Annotated in this window: 20 protein-coding genes, 3 tRNA genes and 1 pseudogene; 8 read left to right on the top strand and 16 right to left on the bottom strand. The window is 49.1% G+C overall.

Annotated features, from left to right (window positions below):
- Window positions 1-566: 566 nt before the first annotated feature.
- Both HV477_RS11690 and uspC read left to right on the top strand, forming a co-directional pair.
- Window positions 567-683: a hypothetical protein gene (locus HV477_RS11690; protein ID WP_001604673.1), complete on the top strand. Its 117-nt coding sequence runs from the start codon at window positions 567-569 to the stop codon at window positions 681-683.
- The gene (gene uspC, locus HV477_RS11685; protein ID WP_000122606.1) at window positions 680-1,108 is read left to right on the top strand and encodes a universal stress protein UspC; all 429 of its coding nucleotides are present in this window, start codon (window positions 680-682) and stop codon (window positions 1,106-1,108) included. Before HV477_RS11690 ends, uspC begins: the two co-directional genes overlap by 4 nt.
- Before the next feature lie 17 nt (window positions 1,109-1,125).
- Here the strand turns inward: uspC and otsA are convergent, their stop codons facing one another.
- The 4 genes and pseudogenes from otsA to HV477_RS11665 form a co-directional block, all read right to left on the bottom strand.
- Complete coding sequence (otsA, locus tag HV477_RS11680) at window positions 1,126-2,547, bottom strand: alpha,alpha-trehalose-phosphate synthase (protein WP_020839268.1); 1,422 nt, start codon at window positions 2,545-2,547, stop codon at window positions 1,126-1,128.
- Window positions 2,522-3,325, bottom strand: a complete 804-nt coding sequence (gene otsB / locus HV477_RS11675; protein WP_000840114.1) for a trehalose-phosphatase — start codon at window positions 3,323-3,325, stop codon at window positions 2,522-2,524. The genes otsA and otsB overlap by 26 nt, the downstream gene beginning before the upstream one ends.
- Window positions 3,326-3,547: 222 nt before the next feature.
- Window positions 3,548-3,729 (bottom strand): annotated as a pseudogene (araH, locus tag HV477_RS11670) (L-arabinose ABC transporter permease AraH); the annotation flags it as partial.
- Between the two features lie 228 nt (window positions 3,730-3,957).
- Window positions 3,958-4,515, bottom strand: coding sequence for a DJ-1/PfpI family protein (locus tag HV477_RS11665; RefSeq protein WP_000754800.1), 558 nt, complete (start codon window positions 4,513-4,515; stop codon window positions 3,958-3,960).
- A 549-nt stretch (window positions 4,516-5,064) separates the two neighbouring features.
- On the opposite strand from HV477_RS11665, the gene HV477_RS11660 reads away from it, so the two are divergent.
- Window positions 5,065-5,568 carry a non-heme ferritin-like protein gene (locus HV477_RS11660; RefSeq protein ID WP_000741707.1) on the top strand — a complete coding sequence of 168 codons (504 nt, stop codon included), beginning with the start codon at window positions 5,065-5,067 and terminating at the stop codon, window positions 5,566-5,568.
- 178 nt (window positions 5,569-5,746) lie between these two features.
- Here the strand turns inward: HV477_RS11660 and HV477_RS11655 are convergent, their stop codons facing one another.
- Window positions 5,747-6,385 carry an RpiB/LacA/LacB family sugar-phosphate isomerase gene (locus tag HV477_RS11655; RefSeq protein ID WP_000684804.1) on the bottom strand — a complete coding sequence of 213 codons (639 nt, stop codon included), beginning with the start codon at window positions 6,383-6,385 and terminating at the stop codon, window positions 5,747-5,749.
- 255 nt (window positions 6,386-6,640) lie between these two features.
- Here HV477_RS11655 and HV477_RS11650 point away from each other — a divergent pair, with 255 nt between their 5' ends.
- Window positions 6,641-6,976, top strand: coding sequence for a YecR-like lipofamily protein (locus tag HV477_RS11650; protein WP_000803229.1), 336 nt, complete (start codon window positions 6,641-6,643; stop codon window positions 6,974-6,976).
- A gap of 239 nt (window positions 6,977-7,215) precedes the next feature.
- Window positions 7,216-7,713, top strand: a complete 498-nt coding sequence (gene ftnA, locus HV477_RS11645) for a non-heme ferritin (protein WP_000920611.1) — start codon at window positions 7,216-7,218, stop codon at window positions 7,711-7,713.
- 45 nt (window positions 7,714-7,758) lie between these two features.
- Here the strand turns inward: ftnA and HV477_RS11640 are convergent, their stop codons facing one another.
- Complete coding sequence (locus HV477_RS11640) at window positions 7,759-7,998, bottom strand: YecH family metal-binding protein (protein WP_000377232.1); 240 nt, start codon at window positions 7,996-7,998, stop codon at window positions 7,759-7,761.
- A gap of 226 nt (window positions 7,999-8,224) precedes the next feature.
- On the opposite strand from HV477_RS11640, the gene tyrP reads away from it, so the two are divergent.
- Window positions 8,225-9,436: a tyrosine transporter TyrP gene (gene tyrP, locus HV477_RS11635; protein ID WP_001562965.1), complete on the top strand. Its 1,212-nt coding sequence runs from the start codon at window positions 8,225-8,227 to the stop codon at window positions 9,434-9,436.
- A 74-nt stretch (window positions 9,437-9,510) separates the two neighbouring features.
- On the opposite strand, the gene HV477_RS11630 is transcribed toward tyrP, so the two are convergent.
- From HV477_RS11630 to uvrY, 10 genes are all read right to left on the bottom strand, one after another.
- Window positions 9,511-10,176 carry a YecA family protein gene (locus tag HV477_RS11630; protein WP_000781521.1) on the bottom strand — a complete coding sequence of 222 codons (666 nt, stop codon included), beginning with the start codon at window positions 10,174-10,176 and terminating at the stop codon, window positions 9,511-9,513.
- Between the two features lie 238 nt (window positions 10,177-10,414).
- Window positions 10,415-10,741: a glucose-6-phosphate dehydrogenase gene (locus HV477_RS11625; protein WP_000240837.1), complete on the bottom strand. Its 327-nt coding sequence runs from the start codon at window positions 10,739-10,741 to the stop codon at window positions 10,415-10,417.
- A 212-nt stretch (window positions 10,742-10,953) separates the two neighbouring features.
- The gene (locus HV477_RS11620; protein WP_077906467.1) at window positions 10,954-12,393 is read right to left on the bottom strand and encodes an SH3 domain-containing C40 family peptidase; all 1,440 of its coding nucleotides are present in this window, start codon (window positions 12,391-12,393) and stop codon (window positions 10,954-10,956) included.
- Between the two features lie 213 nt (window positions 12,394-12,606).
- Window positions 12,607-12,939 (bottom strand): hypothetical protein, encoded by a 333-nt coding sequence (locus HV477_RS11615; RefSeq protein WP_001748518.1) that lies wholly within the window; start codon window positions 12,937-12,939, stop codon window positions 12,607-12,609.
- 249 nt (window positions 12,940-13,188) lie between these two features.
- Window positions 13,189-13,275: transfer RNA gene (locus tag HV477_RS11610), tRNA-Leu, on the bottom strand.
- 11 nt (window positions 13,276-13,286) lie between these two features.
- Window positions 13,287-13,360 (bottom strand) — tRNA-Cys (locus HV477_RS11605).
- A 52-nt stretch (window positions 13,361-13,412) separates the two neighbouring features.
- Window positions 13,413-13,488, bottom strand: a tRNA-Gly gene (locus tag HV477_RS11600).
- A gap of 151 nt (window positions 13,489-13,639) precedes the next feature.
- Window positions 13,640-14,188 (bottom strand): CDP-diacylglycerol--glycerol-3-phosphate 3-phosphatidyltransferase, encoded by a 549-nt coding sequence (pgsA, locus tag HV477_RS11595; protein ID WP_001160192.1) that lies wholly within the window; start codon window positions 14,186-14,188, stop codon window positions 13,640-13,642.
- Between the two features lie 56 nt (window positions 14,189-14,244).
- Window positions 14,245-16,077: an excinuclease ABC subunit UvrC gene (gene uvrC, locus HV477_RS11590; protein ID WP_023193967.1), complete on the bottom strand. Its 1,833-nt coding sequence runs from the start codon at window positions 16,075-16,077 to the stop codon at window positions 14,245-14,247.
- Entirely contained in the window at window positions 16,074-16,730 is a 657-nt protein-coding gene (uvrY, locus tag HV477_RS11585; protein WP_000611323.1) for a UvrY/SirA/GacA family response regulator transcription factor, read from the bottom strand. Before uvrY ends, uvrC begins: the two co-directional genes overlap by 4 nt.
- Window positions 16,731-17,041: 311 nt before the next feature.
- Here uvrY and HV477_RS11580 point away from each other — a divergent pair, with 311 nt between their 5' ends.
- Entirely contained in the window at window positions 17,042-17,197 is a 156-nt protein-coding gene (locus HV477_RS11580) for a hypothetical protein (protein ID WP_000546186.1), read from the top strand.
- Window positions 17,194-17,418, top strand: a complete 225-nt coding sequence (locus tag HV477_RS11575; protein WP_000106483.1) for a DUF2594 family protein — start codon at window positions 17,194-17,196, stop codon at window positions 17,416-17,418. Before HV477_RS11580 ends, HV477_RS11575 begins: the two co-directional genes overlap by 4 nt.
- Window position 17,419: the final 1 nt, after the last annotated feature.

Genomic DNA, 17,419 nt, shown 5'->3' with positions numbered 1-17,419 from the left:
ATTGTGGACATTGTGACGTATAACGCAGCTTCCCACTGGGATTCGCCTTACACGTTTACATCAATTTTTACAAATGCCTAAGATTTTTCCTAATTCGACGCAACTCTACTCGTCAGCTTCGTGACATACAACGGAGCGGGACGGCGATTTTAGAAAATATGTGATGTAGATCACATAATTTAACAGAATACTTACGATAAAACCATCAGTATGGCTTTTACTTTGTTTAATTAATAACCTAATGTTCACTTTTTCTATTCCACACTGCTGAATAGGGGTACGTCAACACCAAATTCTTTTTTGTTTCTCTCTGTTAAAATAACGCCAGGATAATAGATAACAGGCTATTATTTCTATTTTAGAAACGATTTTATTTTACCTTTAGTAAACAGTGGCTTAAATATTAAACGTTATTAATTAATCTCGTCACAGCATACGCCCTCCTCTGTTAAAAATAAGCTCATTTGATTTAACTTTTAGCTTTCCTTGTTCACCCGTTTAAATAAAGCATCCTGGTGGTGTGTAAAAAGTGTCTTATGCCACGATTCTTTACATAAGAATAATTAATGATTAATTATGATGTCCTTCACATTAATGTGGCATTAGCGCATTGCAGAAATGCGCTAAACAGAGTAAAGCTAAAGCACAATCTCATATTCTTGCAATCAAGGAGCGAGTTATGAGCTACACCCATATTCTTGTCGCCGTTGCCGTCACCCCGGAAAGTCACCAGCTACTGGCTAAAGCGGTCTCTATCGCCCGCCCTGTTCAGGCGAAAGTAAGCCTGATTACTCTCGCTTCCGATCCCGAACTGTATAACCAGTTCGCCGCGCCCATGATGGAGGATTTACGCGCGGTTATGCATGAGGAAACTGAGAATTTTCTTAAGATGCTGGGGGAAAAGGCGGATTATCCGATTGAACAAACTTTCATCGCATCAGGTGAGTTAAGCCAGCATATTTTGGCTGTGTGCCGCAAACACCATGTTGATCTGGTCATTTGCGGCAACCATAACCACAGTTTCTTTTCGCGCGCGTCCTGCTCGGCAAAAAGTGTCGTCAGCGCCAGCCAGGTAGATGTGTTGCTGGTGCCGTTAGCGGGCGACTAGTCGCCGCTCGCGATATCTCAGGCCAGCTTAGGGAACGTCGCCACGTTGTTCTGCTGCTGACGCTCAGGGCTACGCGGCGTGACCTCCTTTAGGTCATGAATAAAACGCTCCTGCCAGCGGTTAATGTCATTTTTAACGATCACGTCCAGCATTTCCGCATGACGCGAAATACGCTCGGCAAGGGGCATCGTTAACGCACGATTGAGCGCCGCCGCCACGTCATCCCGATCGTAAGGATTGACGATTAACGCCGACGTCAGTTCATTCGCCGCGCCGGCAAACTGTGACAGTACCAGTACGCCAGGGTTAGCGGGGTCCTGCGCGGCGACAAACTCTTTCGCCACCAGGTTCATCCCGTCACGCAACGGGGTGACGAGCCCGACGTCTGAATAACGGAATATCTTCATTAACAGTTTACGGTCGAAATGCTGATTCAGATAATAGAGCGGCGTCCAGCCCAATTGTCCATATTTCCCATTAATCCGGCCTGCTTCCGTCTCAAGCTGGTGGCGAATATCCTGATATGCCTGTACTTCGCCGCGTGACGTAGGCGCAATTTGGGTATAACGAATTTTTCCCCGATGCTGCGGGTAGTTTTCCAGTAACGCTTCATACGCCAGAAAACGTTCCGGCAGCCCTTTCGAATAATCCAGCCGCTCAACGGAAAAAATATTCTTCACATTTTTCAGTTCCGCCTTGAGCTGCGCCAGTTTAGGCGGCAACGGCCCGGCAGCCTGCAGAGCAATCTCATCGGGCTCAATACCGATAGGATACACTTCTGTCTGGAAGTCTTTACCCCACGCGATATGCTGCTTGCCGCTGCGAGTCGTGACTCGCGTTTGACTCGAAAGGCTATCCAGAAAAGCCAGGCGATCATTTTCGGTCTGGAACCCTAGCAGATCAAAGTCACACAACTGCTCCAGCAGTTCATCATGCGGCGGTAAAGCGTTAAAAATCTCCGGGGTCGGGAATGGAATATGCAGGAAAAAACCAATTCGGTTGTTCACGCCGCGTTTACGCAGCTCGCTGGCGAACGGTAACAGGTGGTAGTCATGCACCCAAATGATGTCGTTCTCTTTAATGAGGGGCAATAACTTATCCGCTAATAACGCATTCACCCGCATATAGCCTTCCCATGCAGGACGCTGAAACTGTACCAGGTCCAGACGATAGTGGAACGCAGGCCAGAGAACCGCATTGGAAAATTGACAGTAATAATCTTCGTAATCTTGTTCGCTCAGGTTAAACGATGCCCAGGTAATATTACCTTTTATCACCTTTTTTAATGGCTCATCCTCGTTACCTGTCTCGCCACTCCAGCCGAACCACAACCCGCCAGCCGCTTTTAGCGCGCCAAGCACGCCAACGGCGAGGCCGCCGGCGCCGCCTTTATTATCCGGGGGGGCAATTCGATTAGATACTACGACTAAACGACTCATAGCCATCTCTCCTGTTATTCATTACTTGTTGTTCTTGTTGTGGATAATTGATTTGTTCCAGCCAGCGCCAGACATCGGGTACGCTTTCCAGCCGCCATGCCGCCTGGGTTGCCCCGACGCCCACTTTTACGGAAATTCCGCCAGCGTGATTCACCACGCCAAAGCCAGCCTCATCGGTCAAATCGTCGCCCACAAAAACGGGAATCCGTCCCGCAAAGGGCGCCTCCTGCATAAAGGCGGCAATCGCTTCGCCTTTATTGGTTCCCTTAGGTTTGATTTCCACAACACATTTACCAGGCTGCAACGCCAGTTGCGGCCAGTGCTGCGTAACGTGTTGCGCAAGTGCCAACAGCGCCGCTTCATGTTCCGGAGCCTGACGGTAGTGCAGCGCAAACGCCATCCCCTTCGTCTCCAGCTCCGTTCCGGGCAGCGCTACAAGCGTCGAACGTAATAACGCCTCCACCTCACGGACTACCGCTTCAGGAAGGCGCACGATATGGGTTTTACCATTGATGTCACGACGCTCTGCTCCGTGAACGCCAGCGAGCGGAAAGCGAAAAGGCTTCGCCAAAGCATCCAGCTCAGTCATTGAACGCCCTGAAATCAATGCCAGTGCCCCTGCGTTGTGCGCCGCGAGACGGTCTAACAACTGAAGGATTTTATGCGGTACCACTACCTGATCGGGATGAGGCTTTATCTCTGCCAATGTGCCATCAAGGTCAAAAAAATACGCATAGTTCGCAGTGAGTTCGGGGGATACGGTTAACGGTTCTGCCACCCTGGTCTCCTCCTTATCATCATATTGAGACTCACAAACGGTCTCATTAGTCATGTAAGTATAGACAGTGTGACGCTGCTCGCCATTTAGAAAGACCATCGCCAGCCGGGGTAGCGGCTGGCGATGACGTGAAGCTATACTGTTTAGTTGAGTGTTAATTCATCAAATCGTACGCTTCGCTTTTTGCTTATAATGGTCGAAGATAACTGTTGTCAGAAGGATTCAGCCGCGAACCATACACTGTGCAAAAGGTGAAATGTTGAGCAGGTTCATCGCGCTCTCCACCGCTCCTGATATCAGTACGCTCGCCACCACATATGAGACTTTTCCGAGGCCGCCTTTCAGGAATCCCCCCCTAAGACACACGCAGAAATAACGATTAACTCATAACCCAGGGAAGTCATTGACCTGCTTTAGCGTTTTTTATGTAGGGTAAAATCAAACGATTCTTGTTAGAGAAGACGTAAAACGGTGCACTGTCTTTCATTCATTAGATAAATGCTGATGGCAGGAATAGTTTTAGCGGAAAATGACATAACCCAGAGCGAATTCATCAGCCAAAAGGCAGGAAAGCCAGCACATTAATCCATAACATCAGCCAGCTAATCCTTACGGCCCTGGGTGAATAACGATTACCAGGGATAATAGATATGTTCAGCCTGTTCGCGAACCGGCGCATCGTCTCCCAGCAGTCTGGCGGAAAGGGTTAGCGCGAAATCAAAGACATGACCCAACCCTTTGCCGCTAATTAAATTACCATCTTCAACCACGGGCGCATCCACATAGACACCTTCCGGAACCGCTTTCCACAGATCGCCGGAACAGACATAACGACGCCCCTTCAGCAATCCGTGAGCACCCAGCACCCTTGCCGCCGCGGAACAGATAGGACAAATTAATTTGCCTGCCGCATCATGACGCGCAACGAAAGCGATCACCGCCGGATTAGCCGCCAGATTAGCGCTCCCCTGCGGACCGCCCGGTAGCACTACCGCATCGAAAAGCGCCTGCTGGCGTTCACTCAGCGTGCTGTCCGCAACCATAGGAATATCATGGTAACTCACCACCGCCCGTGATTCAGCACACGCCAGCGTTTCGACGTCGATATGCAAACGTCGCAGAATATCAAGAGTAACAATGGCCTCTGCTTCTTCAAATCCTGGTGCCAACAGCACCGCGACCTTTTTCATTGACTGCTCCTTGTTAACGAGTCACCCAGCAAAACTGCGCTCAACCGAATAACGTGCTCGTATGATTAATGATATTAAAAATGATCTACCGCAAAATCGGCTAGTTTATAAAAACAGGCATATTTGCTCTCAACCGTTTATGCGTGTGATATCCAGACTGGCTAATGTTTATTTTATTGAAATTACCATACTTAAAAGGCTCACCTCATGATCTGAAACAATGTTTCATAAAATAGAAAAAATAGAATATCTTTTATCTTTCAAATAGTTACAAGAATGACATACCAAAAATCATTACACCTGAAAAAATCACACCGCTGAAAATGTAAAAAAAGATAAACAATTGCATTTAAGGATTTTCTTATTTTTATTGACGCGCTATTCTCATTACCGATCGATAAACAGGAAATGAGATCGCATAAGGGACTGGCGGAACGGAGTTCTTCTGCTAAGAGTATTTATTGTGCATAGAGGTAAGAATGTGACAACGGCCCGTTGCATTCTCGTCTGTCATGCACATCAACACTTTCTGGAAATAAGGATATTGTTATGGCAGCTGTAGGAATGGTTCAAAAGCTCAACACGCCAATGAACCTTGAGTTTTACGCATCAAATCTTTACCTCCATCTAAGCGAATGGTGTTCTGAACACAGTTTAACAGGCACCGCCACCTTTCTTCGTACCCAGGCGCAAGGCAACGTGACGCAAATGATGCGCATGTTTAATTTTATGAAAAACGCCGGCGCCACCCCTATCGTTAAAGCCATTGACGTTCCGGGTGAAGAGCTCTGCTCTCTGGAAGAATTGTTCCAGAAAACCCTGGAGGATTATCAGCAACGCGCCAGCACGCTGTCGCGTCTGGCAGATGAAGCGAAAGCGCTGAATGATGCCTCAACGCTCGATTTTCTCCATACCCTGGAAAAAGAGCAGCAGCAGGATGGCGTACTTTTACAAACTATTCTCGAAGAAGTTCGCAGCGCTAAACGAGCAGGGTTATGTCTGGCGCAAACCGATCAGCATCTCCTTAACGTCGTGACCTATCAGCATCACTGATAGCGGCTCCCCGAGCGACAATATTGAGACGTTATTAGCCGGATAGCAACGCGAAGCAGCTTATCCGGCCTACACCGTTTCTGGTCTGTTTGCCAGAGGTGGCGCCTGTCGCTACTGGCGTATTATCGGCACATCATGCCAGCCGACAGGCGCGAAACGTCTCTGTCTTGTCCGGGCATTACCCCAGCATCTCACGTACAAACGCTTCTATTTCTTTATTCTGGCCGTTTTCAAACAAACATTGCTGGAAACGCGGCCCTGAAACCGCCGTTTTAACCAGTTCAGGATCGATAGCCCGCAGTGTATCCAGATAATTCTCTTTGACGACCGCGGCCTTAACCTGATTCAAAATGCCCGCATTGCGTACCTGCGGCGCTTTGCGCTCAGGCGGATACCCCTCACCTTTACGCCCGGTAAACGCTTTTTCAAAGATGAAACGCACGTTCAGCTCAGCGCCCCAGCCAAAGCCTTTCGCAAATGGCAGGGACAACGCATTGCCGTTGTTGATCTGCGCAAACAGAAAAGCATCTGCCGGATCGATGCAATAGCCACAAATGACACCTGGATGAATATTTAACGACATCAGCGCGCCCTGACCAGTGCCACAGCCAGTAACCACAAAATCAACCGCGTTTGCATTAAGCAGAATACTCGCCATGATGCCTAAATGAATGTACGTCAGGTGATGGTCATTTTCGTCGCACATGCCGACGTTAAAAACGGGAAATCCCTTTTCATTGGCGACGGCGCTAAGTTCGTTATAAATGATGGCATTTTTGCTGGCCTGGCTATTTTCCATCATCAGTGCAATTTTCATCGTGTTCCTCCTGAATGCAGACGGTCGCGCCTGCGTAAATCATGACGTTTTGCCCACATTACACATTTGCGAACACACATTCAAATTTAATGAAACGAAGTTTCATTAGATGAAAAGACGCTCACACATTTTCTGTTCCCGCTGTAAATCCCCTGCCGTTACCTTTAATCAAGGCGAATCCGTAAGTTATTCCAGCCATTGACGGTGCAAAACACGAGGTAGCATGGTCTGATACCGAACTGTCGGAGCGATTTTATGAAGCCTCTTATTTTTACTCTTTCACTGCTAGCCCTGACGGGATGCACCATTACTCGACAAGCGCAGGTCAGCGAAGCCAGCCCGATAAGCGGCATCGTGCGCCTGACGTATAACCAGCCGCTATTTTTTACTTCACGGACAGATGACTATGTATCTCACGGGACCGCAACACGCGAATGCCAGCAGATGGGCTATGCCGATGCCGTTTCGTTTGGTCAGCCGGTAGGAACCTGTAGCATTTATGCGGGCTCGTTGTGTCTGAACACCCGATTTACCCTCTCCTGGCAGTGCCGGGGCGTTGCCGTCCCGCAAATCATGCCGCTTTATTATTAAGGCGGCTGGCTTAACGCCGACACCATGTACAATGGAGGAGAGTGCAGGGTCGCTATTGCCAGCATGAAGGTGCTGGCTTTTCTTTATTTTTATACGCTATACACTGGCGTTAATGCGTTTTATTCCCATTCGTATTTTTAATAATTAATTTTAATATTTTACCTTTTGCAAATAATAAAATAACAAATTATAGTGGCGCCACATTACCGTATATCTTTTGCTATTTGTGGAGCGGAACCATGCTGAAAACAGAAATGATCGACAAACTGAATGAGCAAATGAATCTGGAGTTGTACTCCTCCCTGCTCTATCAACAAATGAGCGCGTGGTGTAGCTATCACAGTTTTGAAGGCGCGGCCGCATTTCTTCGTCGCCATGCGCAAGAAGAGATGACGCATATGCAGCGCCTGTTTGACTACCTTACCGATACCGGAAGCCTGCCGCGCATTCATACCGTTTCTTCGCCCTTCGCTGAGTACGCCTCGCTGGATGAGCTGTTCCGCGCGACCTATGAGCATGAGCAGCTTATTACGCAAAAAATTAATGAACTGGCTCATGCCGCAATGACCAGCCAGGATTATCCGACATTTAATTTCTTGCAGTGGTATGTGGCAGAACAGCATGAAGAAGAAAAACTGTTCAAATCTATTATTGATAAATTAACGCTGGCGGGAAAAAGCGGCGAAGGGCTTTATTTCATTGATAAAGAACTCTCCACCCTGGATACGCAAAATTAATCCAGCACGTCCTTACACGGTGAGACGCGCTCTCACCGTGGCGTATTAATGGCGGCAGATTTTACTCTCATGCGTTGAAAAACCGTCCTCCACCGCAATAAACTTTCCTTTCGCCGCCAGAAACGCGACCAGTTCCGCCGCCGTCATATCTGACGCTGAACAGGTGTGAAATCGTGCCCGCTCGCCAAAGCGCGCTTTTATTGCCGCCTCCAGCGAGGCATGCGTGTACTGCTCGCCAGACTCAATCATCATGTTGAGTACTTCGTGACCGTGAATGGAATCCATAACCCCTCCTGAATAAAACTCGTAGCCTAATGTGTCCGTGTGCGAGCGACTTTGCGCTAGCGCAGGTTTGCGGCGGTTGCCCGCGTCTCCTCCCATATTCGCTTTTATGCCCGGAACTGTAAATTTTACAGTACACCCATTGTAACGACCATTTGACGAAAATAGCGTAATGCCTTACCCTGCGCCGCGGATATCACCGTTCTTTGTTACCGGGGTAGTAGAAAGCGTGAAAAACAGAACTCTGGGCAGTATTTTTATCGTGGCAGGCACCACTATCGGCGCCGGGATGCTGGCAATGCCGCTGGCAGCGGCTGGCGTTGGTTTCAGCGTCACGCTGGGATTGTTGATTGGCCTGTGGGCGCTGATGTGTTATACCGCGCTACTATTACTGGAGGTATATCAACACGTTCCGGCGGATACCGGACTGGGCTCGTTGGCAAAACGCTATCTTGGACGTTACGGACAGTGGCTTACGGGATTCAGTATGATGTTCTTAATGTATGCGCTCACCGCCGCCTACATTTCCGGAGCCGGAGAATTACTGGCATCCAGTATTAATAACTGGCTTGGCGCCACGCTCTCGCCCGCTGCCGGGGTGCTGCTGTTCACCTTTGTTGCCGGTGGGGTGGTGTGTGTGGGCACCTCGCTGGTCGACCTTTTTAACCGCTTCCTGTTTAGCGCAAAGATCATTTTTCTGGTCATCATGCTTGCGTTGCTCACGCCACATATTCATAAAGTAAATCTTCTTACGCTTCCTTTACAGCAGGGGCTGGCGTTATCCGCCATACCGGTCATTTTCACCTCGTTTGGTTTTCACGGAAGCGTACCGAGTATTGTGAGTTATATGAACGGCAACATTCGCCGGCTGCGTTGGGTCTTTATGACGGGTAGCGCCATTCCGCTAGTGGCCTATATTTTTTGGCAGCTCGCCACGCTGGGAAGTATCGACTCGCCGACATTCAGAGGGCTACTGGCCAGCCATGCCGGGTTAAATGGCCTGCTGCAGGCGCTCAGAGAAGTGGTCGCTTCGCCACATGTCGAACTGGCGGTCCACCTGTTCGCCGATCTGGCGTTGGCGACCTCTTTTCTGGGCGTAGCGCTAGGATTATTTGATTACCTGGCCGATCTATTCCAGCGCCGCAGTACGGTGTCCGGACGTCTGCAAACCGGGCTGATTACCTTTCTGCCGCCGCTGGCGTTTGCACTTTTCTACCCACGTGGATTTGTGATGGCATTAGGCTATGCCGGCGTAGCGCTGGCAGTGCTGGCACTGCTCATCCCTGCTATGCTGGTCTGGCAGTGCCGTAAACAGAGCCCTCAGGCGGGATATCGTGTGGCAGGCGGCACGCCAGCGCTGGCGCTGGTGTTTATCTGCGGCATTGTCGTGATTGGCGTCCAGTTTTCGATCGCACTGGGGTTTCTGCCCGATCCAGGTTAATGCCAGGCAAAGATTACCGGGCCTGGACGCCGTCCAGGCTCGATAATCGTCACGCTATGGCCGTTTACGAGCCATTAATGCAGGCAGCACTGCTTAAATTTTTTGCCGCTCCCGCATGGACAAGGATCGTTACGCCCCACTTTCACCTCTGCTTTTATCGGCATCTGTAGCGGCGTCGTGTGCGGATGCGCCATCCACCAGGCATGAAGCTCAAGCGCCGCGATACGGATAGCGTCAACGCTTTTATCGAACGCTTCCGGGCTCATTTTATCCAACAGCGCAAAGTTTTCTTCAGTGCCGTGTAAGGCAATCGCTTCCAGCGCCGGTTTTAGCGTATCCGGCAAGTCAGACCAGTCGGACAGCGACACTCCGCGCATGTAACCAAAGCACCATTCTTCAACAATCGTTAATTCATGGCCATCAACTTCTCGCAGGCCAAACAGCGGCTCGAACTGTTCTGGATAATCTTCAAGCCGGGCGGCTGTGTCCGCCATGTGCTGGAACACCAGATCCATAAATCGCGTCATTTCTTTTTCAGATGTCCAGCGCGGTACGTACGCGGGTCCCCCCCATATCGCGACCAGCCACTGTTCCGGCTCGATGGGACGCGGAGAACTTAGTACCGCAGTAATCAGACCGTCCAGCTCCGCGACATCCAAAATGGCCTGATCGGTATTGTATTTCGTCAGCACATCATCCAGCCATTCCAGCTCGTTCTCGTTTAATGGTTCCATTTTCATAACGCTTTTCCTCAGTGATGACTTCCGCCTGTAGGCCTCTTACATTGCAGCGGATAAAAATAATTTTTTTGCAGGCAGTTTGGATGGCAACCATCAGGGGCCAGATTAACACGAAATGAGGAGGATTCCGGAAGTTAACGCACAAAAGGAGGATCAGGGCGCAGATTTTCCGCCAGGAAACGCTCGCCCCACACAAAAGCGAGAGATGGGTTTCTCGCTATATTATACTCATGCTAACTTATACCACCGCCGCGGACAGATAAAACCGCCCTCTCAAATAGAGCTTATTTTCAGTAAAAAAGTGTTTAATGAGTTCGTCTACCGCTTCTCTGTCAGCAGAAAAGGTTATTTCCATAAACAGCGTATCGTACCCTATTTTGATATTTTTTTTCTTACAGTAAACACGGATCTCATCCTGCACACTCAGCAACGGCAGGCTAAATGTGTATAGCGGTTGCGGTTCTTTTTTCGCCGCTTTCTCAAAAACTTTAGTGACCAGATCCCCAAGATCGCGCTCTGATCGGGCACCGTTATTAAAATGCAATAAATTACGTCTTTTTACCACCCAGCCTCCAGCCAGATACCACCAGCAATAACTCTCACTTCAATGTGTGAGGCACATAATCACATCCAGAATCAGCTCCAGATAGTATTTCAAATAAACAGCCCGCACTATAGCGCATACTTTTTTCAGACACAGTTTACAGGGATACTCTCTTTATATCCACGCGCACGGTTGCCTTAATCATATCTTCCGCGATAACACAGTTTGTCAACCTATTCTATATAACCAAGCTTAAACAGAACCTTACCAGCCAGCGATATCAGCTCAGGATTTTCAGGATAAAAACGCAGTAACGGCAAAAATACTGCCTCACCGATAATGCTCCGGCTATTAGCATGGTTTGGGCGCAATCCCCAGATATTCTGATAAGTCATCGGCACAACCTGCCCATTCATGGTTGTGTTACCGATATACAGCATAATATGCCCTGGAATATAGACCAGCGTAGTAAACGGCTTTCCGTATCTGGTGAGATAATCGATCCGCATTTGGGGATTTTTATGACTAAGATCGACCACCCGTCCAGCCGCCTCTACCTGCGCGGATGAATGTCTGGGCAGGAATATGCCAAACGGCATTAACAGGCTGCGGACTTCGGCTGAACAATCATTATAAAAGTTAAAATTTCCCCAACCGTAGGGGGCGCCGTGCATTGCTTTCATTAGCACGGCGATATTTTCCGGCGTCATTTTCCACGGCATAGCCGTAAACTCGTTACCGCTTAGCCAGACCCAATGGATAAACGCGCGACCGTTGCTGTCGCGAACTGGCGCCGCAATGAGGAACTGGCCCGCCCGTTGATGCCGGAACGGTAAAATAGTGCCCGGCCGCCCGGTGAAATAATAGACGCCTGCGGTATGGACAGAAACCGGCGCGTTGATAAATGCCCCCAGTTGCTTGTGAGCGAGCAAAACCCACTGTGTTATAAATTTCTGATCCGTACTGGCAATATCTTCACTATGAACCCAGCCAGTTACCGCTGGTGAAACGACATATTGCCAGCGTTGGTCTTTGCTCTTCGTCAGCGTATAGACCGGCGTACCGGGACGCAGCGAAGACATTTGTAAATTATCAAACGGATACCCCTCGCCCGCCTGACGGGGATCGTTAAAGAGCGGGTCGTCCGTTGGCAGCGCTCTGACTAAACTTTCTCTGACCATAATGCCTCGCCGGGAGGCATGATAGATATTGTCAATCTGCGTATCCGTATTCCCTCTAACCTCCTCTTTCCAGCGAGAGGTATAAAGTCTGAAGTTTTCCCCCCAATAAGCACTGCCGTCGCTAAGAAACTGCTTAATACTGGCATCCCGGGCCTGTGCTGCATTTTTTTTCAGCAATGCGGTAATATAAAAACCATTCCACGGCGAGTGCGCTTCACTGTCCATTCCGAAATAATGAGATTTTAGTGCGTTAAAGTAGCGTTGTTGGGTAGCACTATCAATAACCGGAATAGTGTAATCAGCCGAGTCCGGAGATATCCATTTATCAACCGACTGTGAATAATCCGCTAACGGAAAGCGTGTTTTGGTCGGGTCAATATAGCTCCCTGTGAGAATTTCATCTTTGGCTGTTGATCGGTAGGTCGTCTGGTGGCAAGCGGTGAGGCACAATGGTATCAATAAAACGGCCCAGGTTTTCTTTTGCATCATCATCTCCGTAAAGCGGGGAAAGCATAATATAGAGACTGACCAAAACCGCCATTCACGAAAACCCGAAATTATCTGTAGTTGACCTGTTATTAAGACAATATTGCAAAACGTGATTAAAGCATGATGCGGATCACATTACCTTATGATCAATATTAGTTCGCTATCTACCTTTAATTAAATTGTGCAGAAAACACCCCTGAACAGTTATATACTCGTTTAATTTGCATAAATACTCCACTGGCCCGCCCCTGTTTTTTTCAGACAATACATACTGTAGCGCGTCAGTTCTACTTTTTTTATATACTCTGCAAAGTCATTTTCATCGACGTTGCCAATAAAATTACGCGCATCACATGTTGAAGAGGAAGGCTCTCCTGGAAGAGAGTAGGTTACGATTGCACTCTCAGGCTCATACAAAATAAAAAAAAGTAAAAAAGCGCAACCTACAATCCCAATATTAATGAAGCTAATAAATAATTTTGCATTATCGGTATATTTCACTGGCAGACCTACTCTCTTTAATAAAGCAGGCATAAAACATATCAGCATTTTTTATAGAGATTAATGGATTTTATCGGCTGATTTACCCGACGTTTAGTATTTACCAGGCATAAGTTCTTGCGGGTCGGTAGCACATAACTGTTGTACTGGCAGAAATGCCGCTACCGGTGTTTTTTACTGTGTATCGCACTGGAGAGTTCACGCTCGCGGTCGGCATACAAATTGAAGGCACAAAAAAACCACCCGTAGGTGGTTTCACGACACTGCTTATTGCTTTGATTATTCTTGTCTTTCCCATGGTACCCGGAGCGGGACTTGAACCCGCACAGCGCGAACGCCGAGGGATTTTAAATCCCTTGTGTCTACCGATTCCACCATCCGGGCTCGGGAAAAATTGGAGGCGCGTTCCGGAGTCGAACCGGACTAGACGGATTTGCAATCCGCTACATAACCGCTTTGTTAACGCGCCAAATTTTTTTGACTTTTCAGCCAGCATTCGCTTTACGCCAATGCTTTTAAACTGGAGCGGGAAACGAGACTCGAACTCGCGACCCCGACCTTGGCAAGGTCGTGCTCTACCAACTGAGCTATTCCCGCAGTATCAAGCAACTTTGTTAATCACTTGATTTTGTTATCGTCTGGCAATCAGTGCTGCCGTTCGATGCGTTGCATTCTACTTACCTGACGCACTGAGTCAACGATATTTTTCGTCACTCACGATCGTTTGCTGAAATTTGCGGCGAAACGATCACTGATCAAGCAAATCTCCGCGTGCAGCGCTCAAATATTGCAACATGGACCACAACGTTAGCACCGCTGCGACAAAGAAAAGCGCGATCCCGGCATACTCTACCCAGATATTCGGACGCCACAAGAGCCACGCCAGCGCCACCATCTGCGCGGTAGTTTTGACTTTACCGATCCAGGAGACCGCTACACTACTGCGTTTGCCCAGCTCCGCCATCCATTCACGCAGAGCAGAGATAATAATTTCGCGGGCTATCATCGTCGCCGCAGGTAACGTCACCCACCAGCTATGATAATGCTCGGTGACCAGCACCATGGCGATCGCCACCAGCACCTTGTCGGCGACGGGGTCGAGGAAAGCGCCGAAACGCGTACTCTGGTTCCAGCGTCGCGCCAGAAAGCCGTCAAACCAGTCGGTAATCGCGGCAATACAGAAAATCAGCGCGCTGACCATCGGCGCCCAGGCGAACGGCAAATAAAACACCACGACAAAGAATGGAATCAGGATGACGCGAAACAGCGTGAGCAACGTAGGGATATTAAATTGCATAGTGACGGGTAACTATCTGTTGTCAGTGAAATTACCCCTATGTTGCTACAGTGGCCTCAATGTTTCAACGACCAGAAGATCTTTTCTGCCAGACCTTGCGAAATACCCGGCACTTTTGCAATTTCTTCTACGCTGGCGTTACGTAGTCCTTGCAAACCGCCCATATATTTCAGCAGCATCTGGCGACGTTTAGGCCCAACGCCTTCAATAGTTTCCAGCGTACTGGTATTTTTAACCTTCGCGCGTTTTTTACGGTGCCCGCCGATCGCGTGATCGTGCGACTCATCGCGAATATGCTGAATAACATGCAGCGCCGGCGAGTCCGGCGGCAGGCTAAACCCCTCGCCTTCCGGTTCAAAAAAGAGTGTTTCCAGACCGGCCTTTCTGTCCGCGCCTTTGGCGACGCCGAGCAGCAAAGGACGATGCTTATCCCAGGGGACATCCAGCTCAGCGAAAACGGCTTTCGCCTGGGCGAGCTGCCCTTTTCCGCCGTCGATCAGAATAACATCCGGAATCTTACTTTCTTCTATGGCCTTGCCATAACGCCGACGTAGCACCTGATTCATCGCCGCGTAGTCATCACCCGGCGTGATGCCCGCGATATTATAACGACGATACTCGGCGCGTAACGGCCCATTAGCGTCAAATACCACACAGGATGCGACCGTTTGCTCCCCCATGGTATGGCTGATGTCAAAACATTCCATCCGCTTGATCGCAGGAAGTTTTAATACCGTCGCCAGCGCGGTCAAACGCTGCGTGATGGTGGACTGCTGCGAGAGTTTAGTGATTAAGGCCGTTGCCGCGTTGGTCCGCGCCAGCTTGAGATAGCGGGCGCGATCGCCGCGCGGTTTTGTCTGGACATGAATACGCCGTCCGGCAAGTTCCGACAACGAATCGGCCAGCAGCGTTTTATCACTCAGATTAAAATCGAGCAGTATCTCGCCCGGTAGCGTGCGCATCTGGCTACCCTGCAGGTAAAACTGCCCGACAAAGGTTTCCACCACTTCGCCCAGTTCCGTACCGCCAGGTACTTTTGGAAAATAGCTGCGGCTGCCCAGCACCTTACCCTGGCGAATAAACAGCACATGCACACAGGCCATACCCGCATCAAAAGCCACGCCGATAACGTCGAGATCGTCGCCCGCATTGGAGACAAACTGTTTTTCCGTGACCCGGCGTACCGCCTGGATCTGATCGCGAATACGCGCCGCCTCTTCAAATGCCAGATCCTGGCTGGCCTTTTCCATCCGGGCAATCAGCTGTGTTAAGACCTGGTCGTCCTTACCGGACAAAAACAACCGGACATACTCCACCTGTTGCGCATACTCCTCCTCGCTGACCAGTCCTGCAACGCAGGGGCCTAAACAGCGGCCAATCTGATATTGCAGGCAAGGACGCGAGCGGTTGCGATATACGCTGTTTTCGCACTGGCGGATAGGGAAAATTTTCTGTAACAGCGCCAGCGTTTCCCGCACGGCATAGCCATTAGGAAATGGGCCGAAGTACTCGCCTTTCGCATGTTTGGCGCCACGGTGCATCGCCAGACGCGGATGGGTATCGCCGCTCAGAAAAATAAAAGGATAGGATTTATCATCACGCAACAACACGTTGTAACGCGGTTGATACAACTTGATGTAATTATGCTCAAGCAGCAGCGCTTCCGTTTCGGTATGCGTTACCGTGACATCAATGTGTTGAATTTGAGCAACTAGCGCTTCGGTTTTACGCGAAGCCAGGTTGCTGCGAAAGTAGCTGGAAAGACGCTTTTTCAGGTCTTTTGCTTTACCGACATAAATAACCGTACCGCCGGCGTCATACATACGATAGACACCGGGTTGGCTGGTAACGGTTTTCAAAAACGCCTTTGCGTCAAATATTTCACTCACTGGCTTGTTAACGTCTCCGCATTACACAGGCCATGGCGGATTGCCAGGTGAGTCAGCTCAACATCACCATGAATGTTTAATTTACTGAACATACGATAGCGATAGCTGTTCACCGTTTTAGGACTGAGATTCAGCTGTTCTGAAATCTCATTGACCTTCTGACCCTTGGTGATCATCAGCATAATCTGCAACTCGCGTTCAGACAAACTGGCGAACGGCGTTTCCGTTTTTGCAGGCTCAATCTGACTGAGCGCCATCTGCTGAGCGATATCGGAGGCGATATAACGTTGTCCGGAATACACCGAACGAATAGCGCTCACCACCTCCTGAGGCGCAGCGCCTTTGCTGAGATAGCCAGCTGCGCCAGCCTGCATCACTTTGGCGGGCAACGGGTTTTCCGTATGGACGGTCAGCATGATCACTTTGATATCCGCTGTCGATCGGGCAATTTTACGCGTCGCCTCAAGACCGCCAATACCGGGCATGTTCATATCCATCAGCACGACGTCAACGGCGTTAGTACGGCACCATTTTACCGCATCCTCTCCGCAGCACGCTTCACCGACAACTTTAATGCCCTTTATATCTTCAAGAATGCGTCGTATCCCTGCGCGCACCAGTTCGTGGTCATCAACAAGAAGAACGTTGATCAAAGGAATATCTCCAGAATAGGGATAACGCTACTGATAGTTAATCGCCCTTATATTAGCTGGTTTTATCTCAACTTTGAAACGTAAAAAAACACCGGGTATTCGATTTTGCTCTCGTTTTTGGAAATTATGTTGTACGTCATGTGGCAACTGCCAACGTTGTAGCCCCTTCTGACAGCGCTGTCCCGGGCTGCTATTTCATAATGGTGACAAAAATTTCACGTTCCGCTGTCTAAACACTAATTAGGGAATCAACTTTGTAACAATAATTAACGAGTAAAATACGCGTAATAAACAAAGAATGAAGAAAATATATGCATCACGCGGCAACGTTTATTTTGTGGGTAACCCCTCCGCTTTTTGATCAAAAAACAACCACTGCTATTTTTAGCGTAGCTTATGGTATACTCCGCCGCCTTAACATCTGCTATCGCACATTTTCACTGAAACATAACGAGGAAAATAAATGAGTACGCCTGATTTTTCCACCGCTGAGAATAATCAAGAACTGGCTACTGAAGTCAACTGCCTGAAAGCCATGTTAACGCTGATGCTGCAGGCGATGGGCCAGGCCGATGCAGGGCGCGTGATTCTTAAAATGGAAAAACAGATCGCGCAGATGGATGATGAAGCACAAGCGGCGGTATTTTCCAGTACGGTTAAGCAAATTAAACAGGCTTACCGCCAGTAGT

It is taken from the genome of Salmonella sp. SG203, assembly GCF_013350575.1.
Taxonomy (GTDB): Bacteria; Pseudomonadota; Gammaproteobacteria; order Enterobacterales; family Enterobacteriaceae; genus Salmonella; species Salmonella enterica.
Note: the sequence above shows the minus strand (reverse complement) of the source record. Positions and strands in the feature narration are given on the sequence as shown.

Bases quoted from the DNA above. Each gene is read 5' to 3' on its own strand.
- HV477_RS11690 (WP_001604673.1), top strand. From the start codon at position 567: ATGATTAATTATGATGTCCTTCACATTAATGTGGCATTAGCGCATTGC.
- uspC (WP_000122606.1), top strand. From the start codon at position 680: ATGAGCTACACCCATATTCTTGTCGCCGTTGCCGTCACCCCGGAAAGT.
- otsA (WP_020839268.1), bottom strand. From the start codon at position 2,547: ATGAGTCGTTTAGTCGTAGTATCTAATCGAATTGCCCCCCCGGATAAT.
- HV477_RS11665 (WP_000754800.1), bottom strand. From the start codon at position 4,515: ATGAAAAAGGTCGCGGTGCTGTTGGCACCAGGATTTGAAGAAGCAGAG.
- HV477_RS11660 (WP_000741707.1), top strand. From the start codon at position 5,065: ATGGCAGCTGTAGGAATGGTTCAAAAGCTCAACACGCCAATGAACCTT.
- HV477_RS11655 (WP_000684804.1), bottom strand. From the start codon at position 6,385: ATGAAAATTGCACTGATGATGGAAAATAGCCAGGCCAGCAAAAATGCC.
- HV477_RS11650 (WP_000803229.1), top strand. From the start codon at position 6,641: ATGAAGCCTCTTATTTTTACTCTTTCACTGCTAGCCCTGACGGGATGC.
- ftnA (WP_000920611.1), top strand. From the start codon at position 7,216: ATGCTGAAAACAGAAATGATCGACAAACTGAATGAGCAAATGAATCTG.
- HV477_RS11640 (WP_000377232.1), bottom strand. From the start codon at position 7,998: ATGGATTCCATTCACGGTCACGAAGTACTCAACATGATGATTGAGTCT.
- HV477_RS11630 (WP_000781521.1), bottom strand. From the start codon at position 10,176: ATGAAAATGGAACCATTAAACGAGAACGAGCTGGAATGGCTGGATGAT.
- HV477_RS11620 (WP_077906467.1), bottom strand. From the start codon at position 12,393: ATGATGATGCAAAAGAAAACCTGGGCCGTTTTATTGATACCATTGTGC.
- HV477_RS11615 (WP_001748518.1), bottom strand. From the start codon at position 12,939: ATGCTGATATGTTTTATGCCTGCTTTATTAAAGAGAGTAGGTCTGCCA.
- pgsA (WP_001160192.1), bottom strand. From the start codon at position 14,188: ATGCAATTTAATATCCCTACGTTGCTCACGCTGTTTCGCGTCATCCTG.
- HV477_RS11580 (WP_000546186.1), top strand. From the start codon at position 17,042: ATGCATCACGCGGCAACGTTTATTTTGTGGGTAACCCCTCCGCTTTTT.
- HV477_RS11575 (WP_000106483.1), top strand. From the start codon at position 17,194: ATGAGTACGCCTGATTTTTCCACCGCTGAGAATAATCAAGAACTGGCT.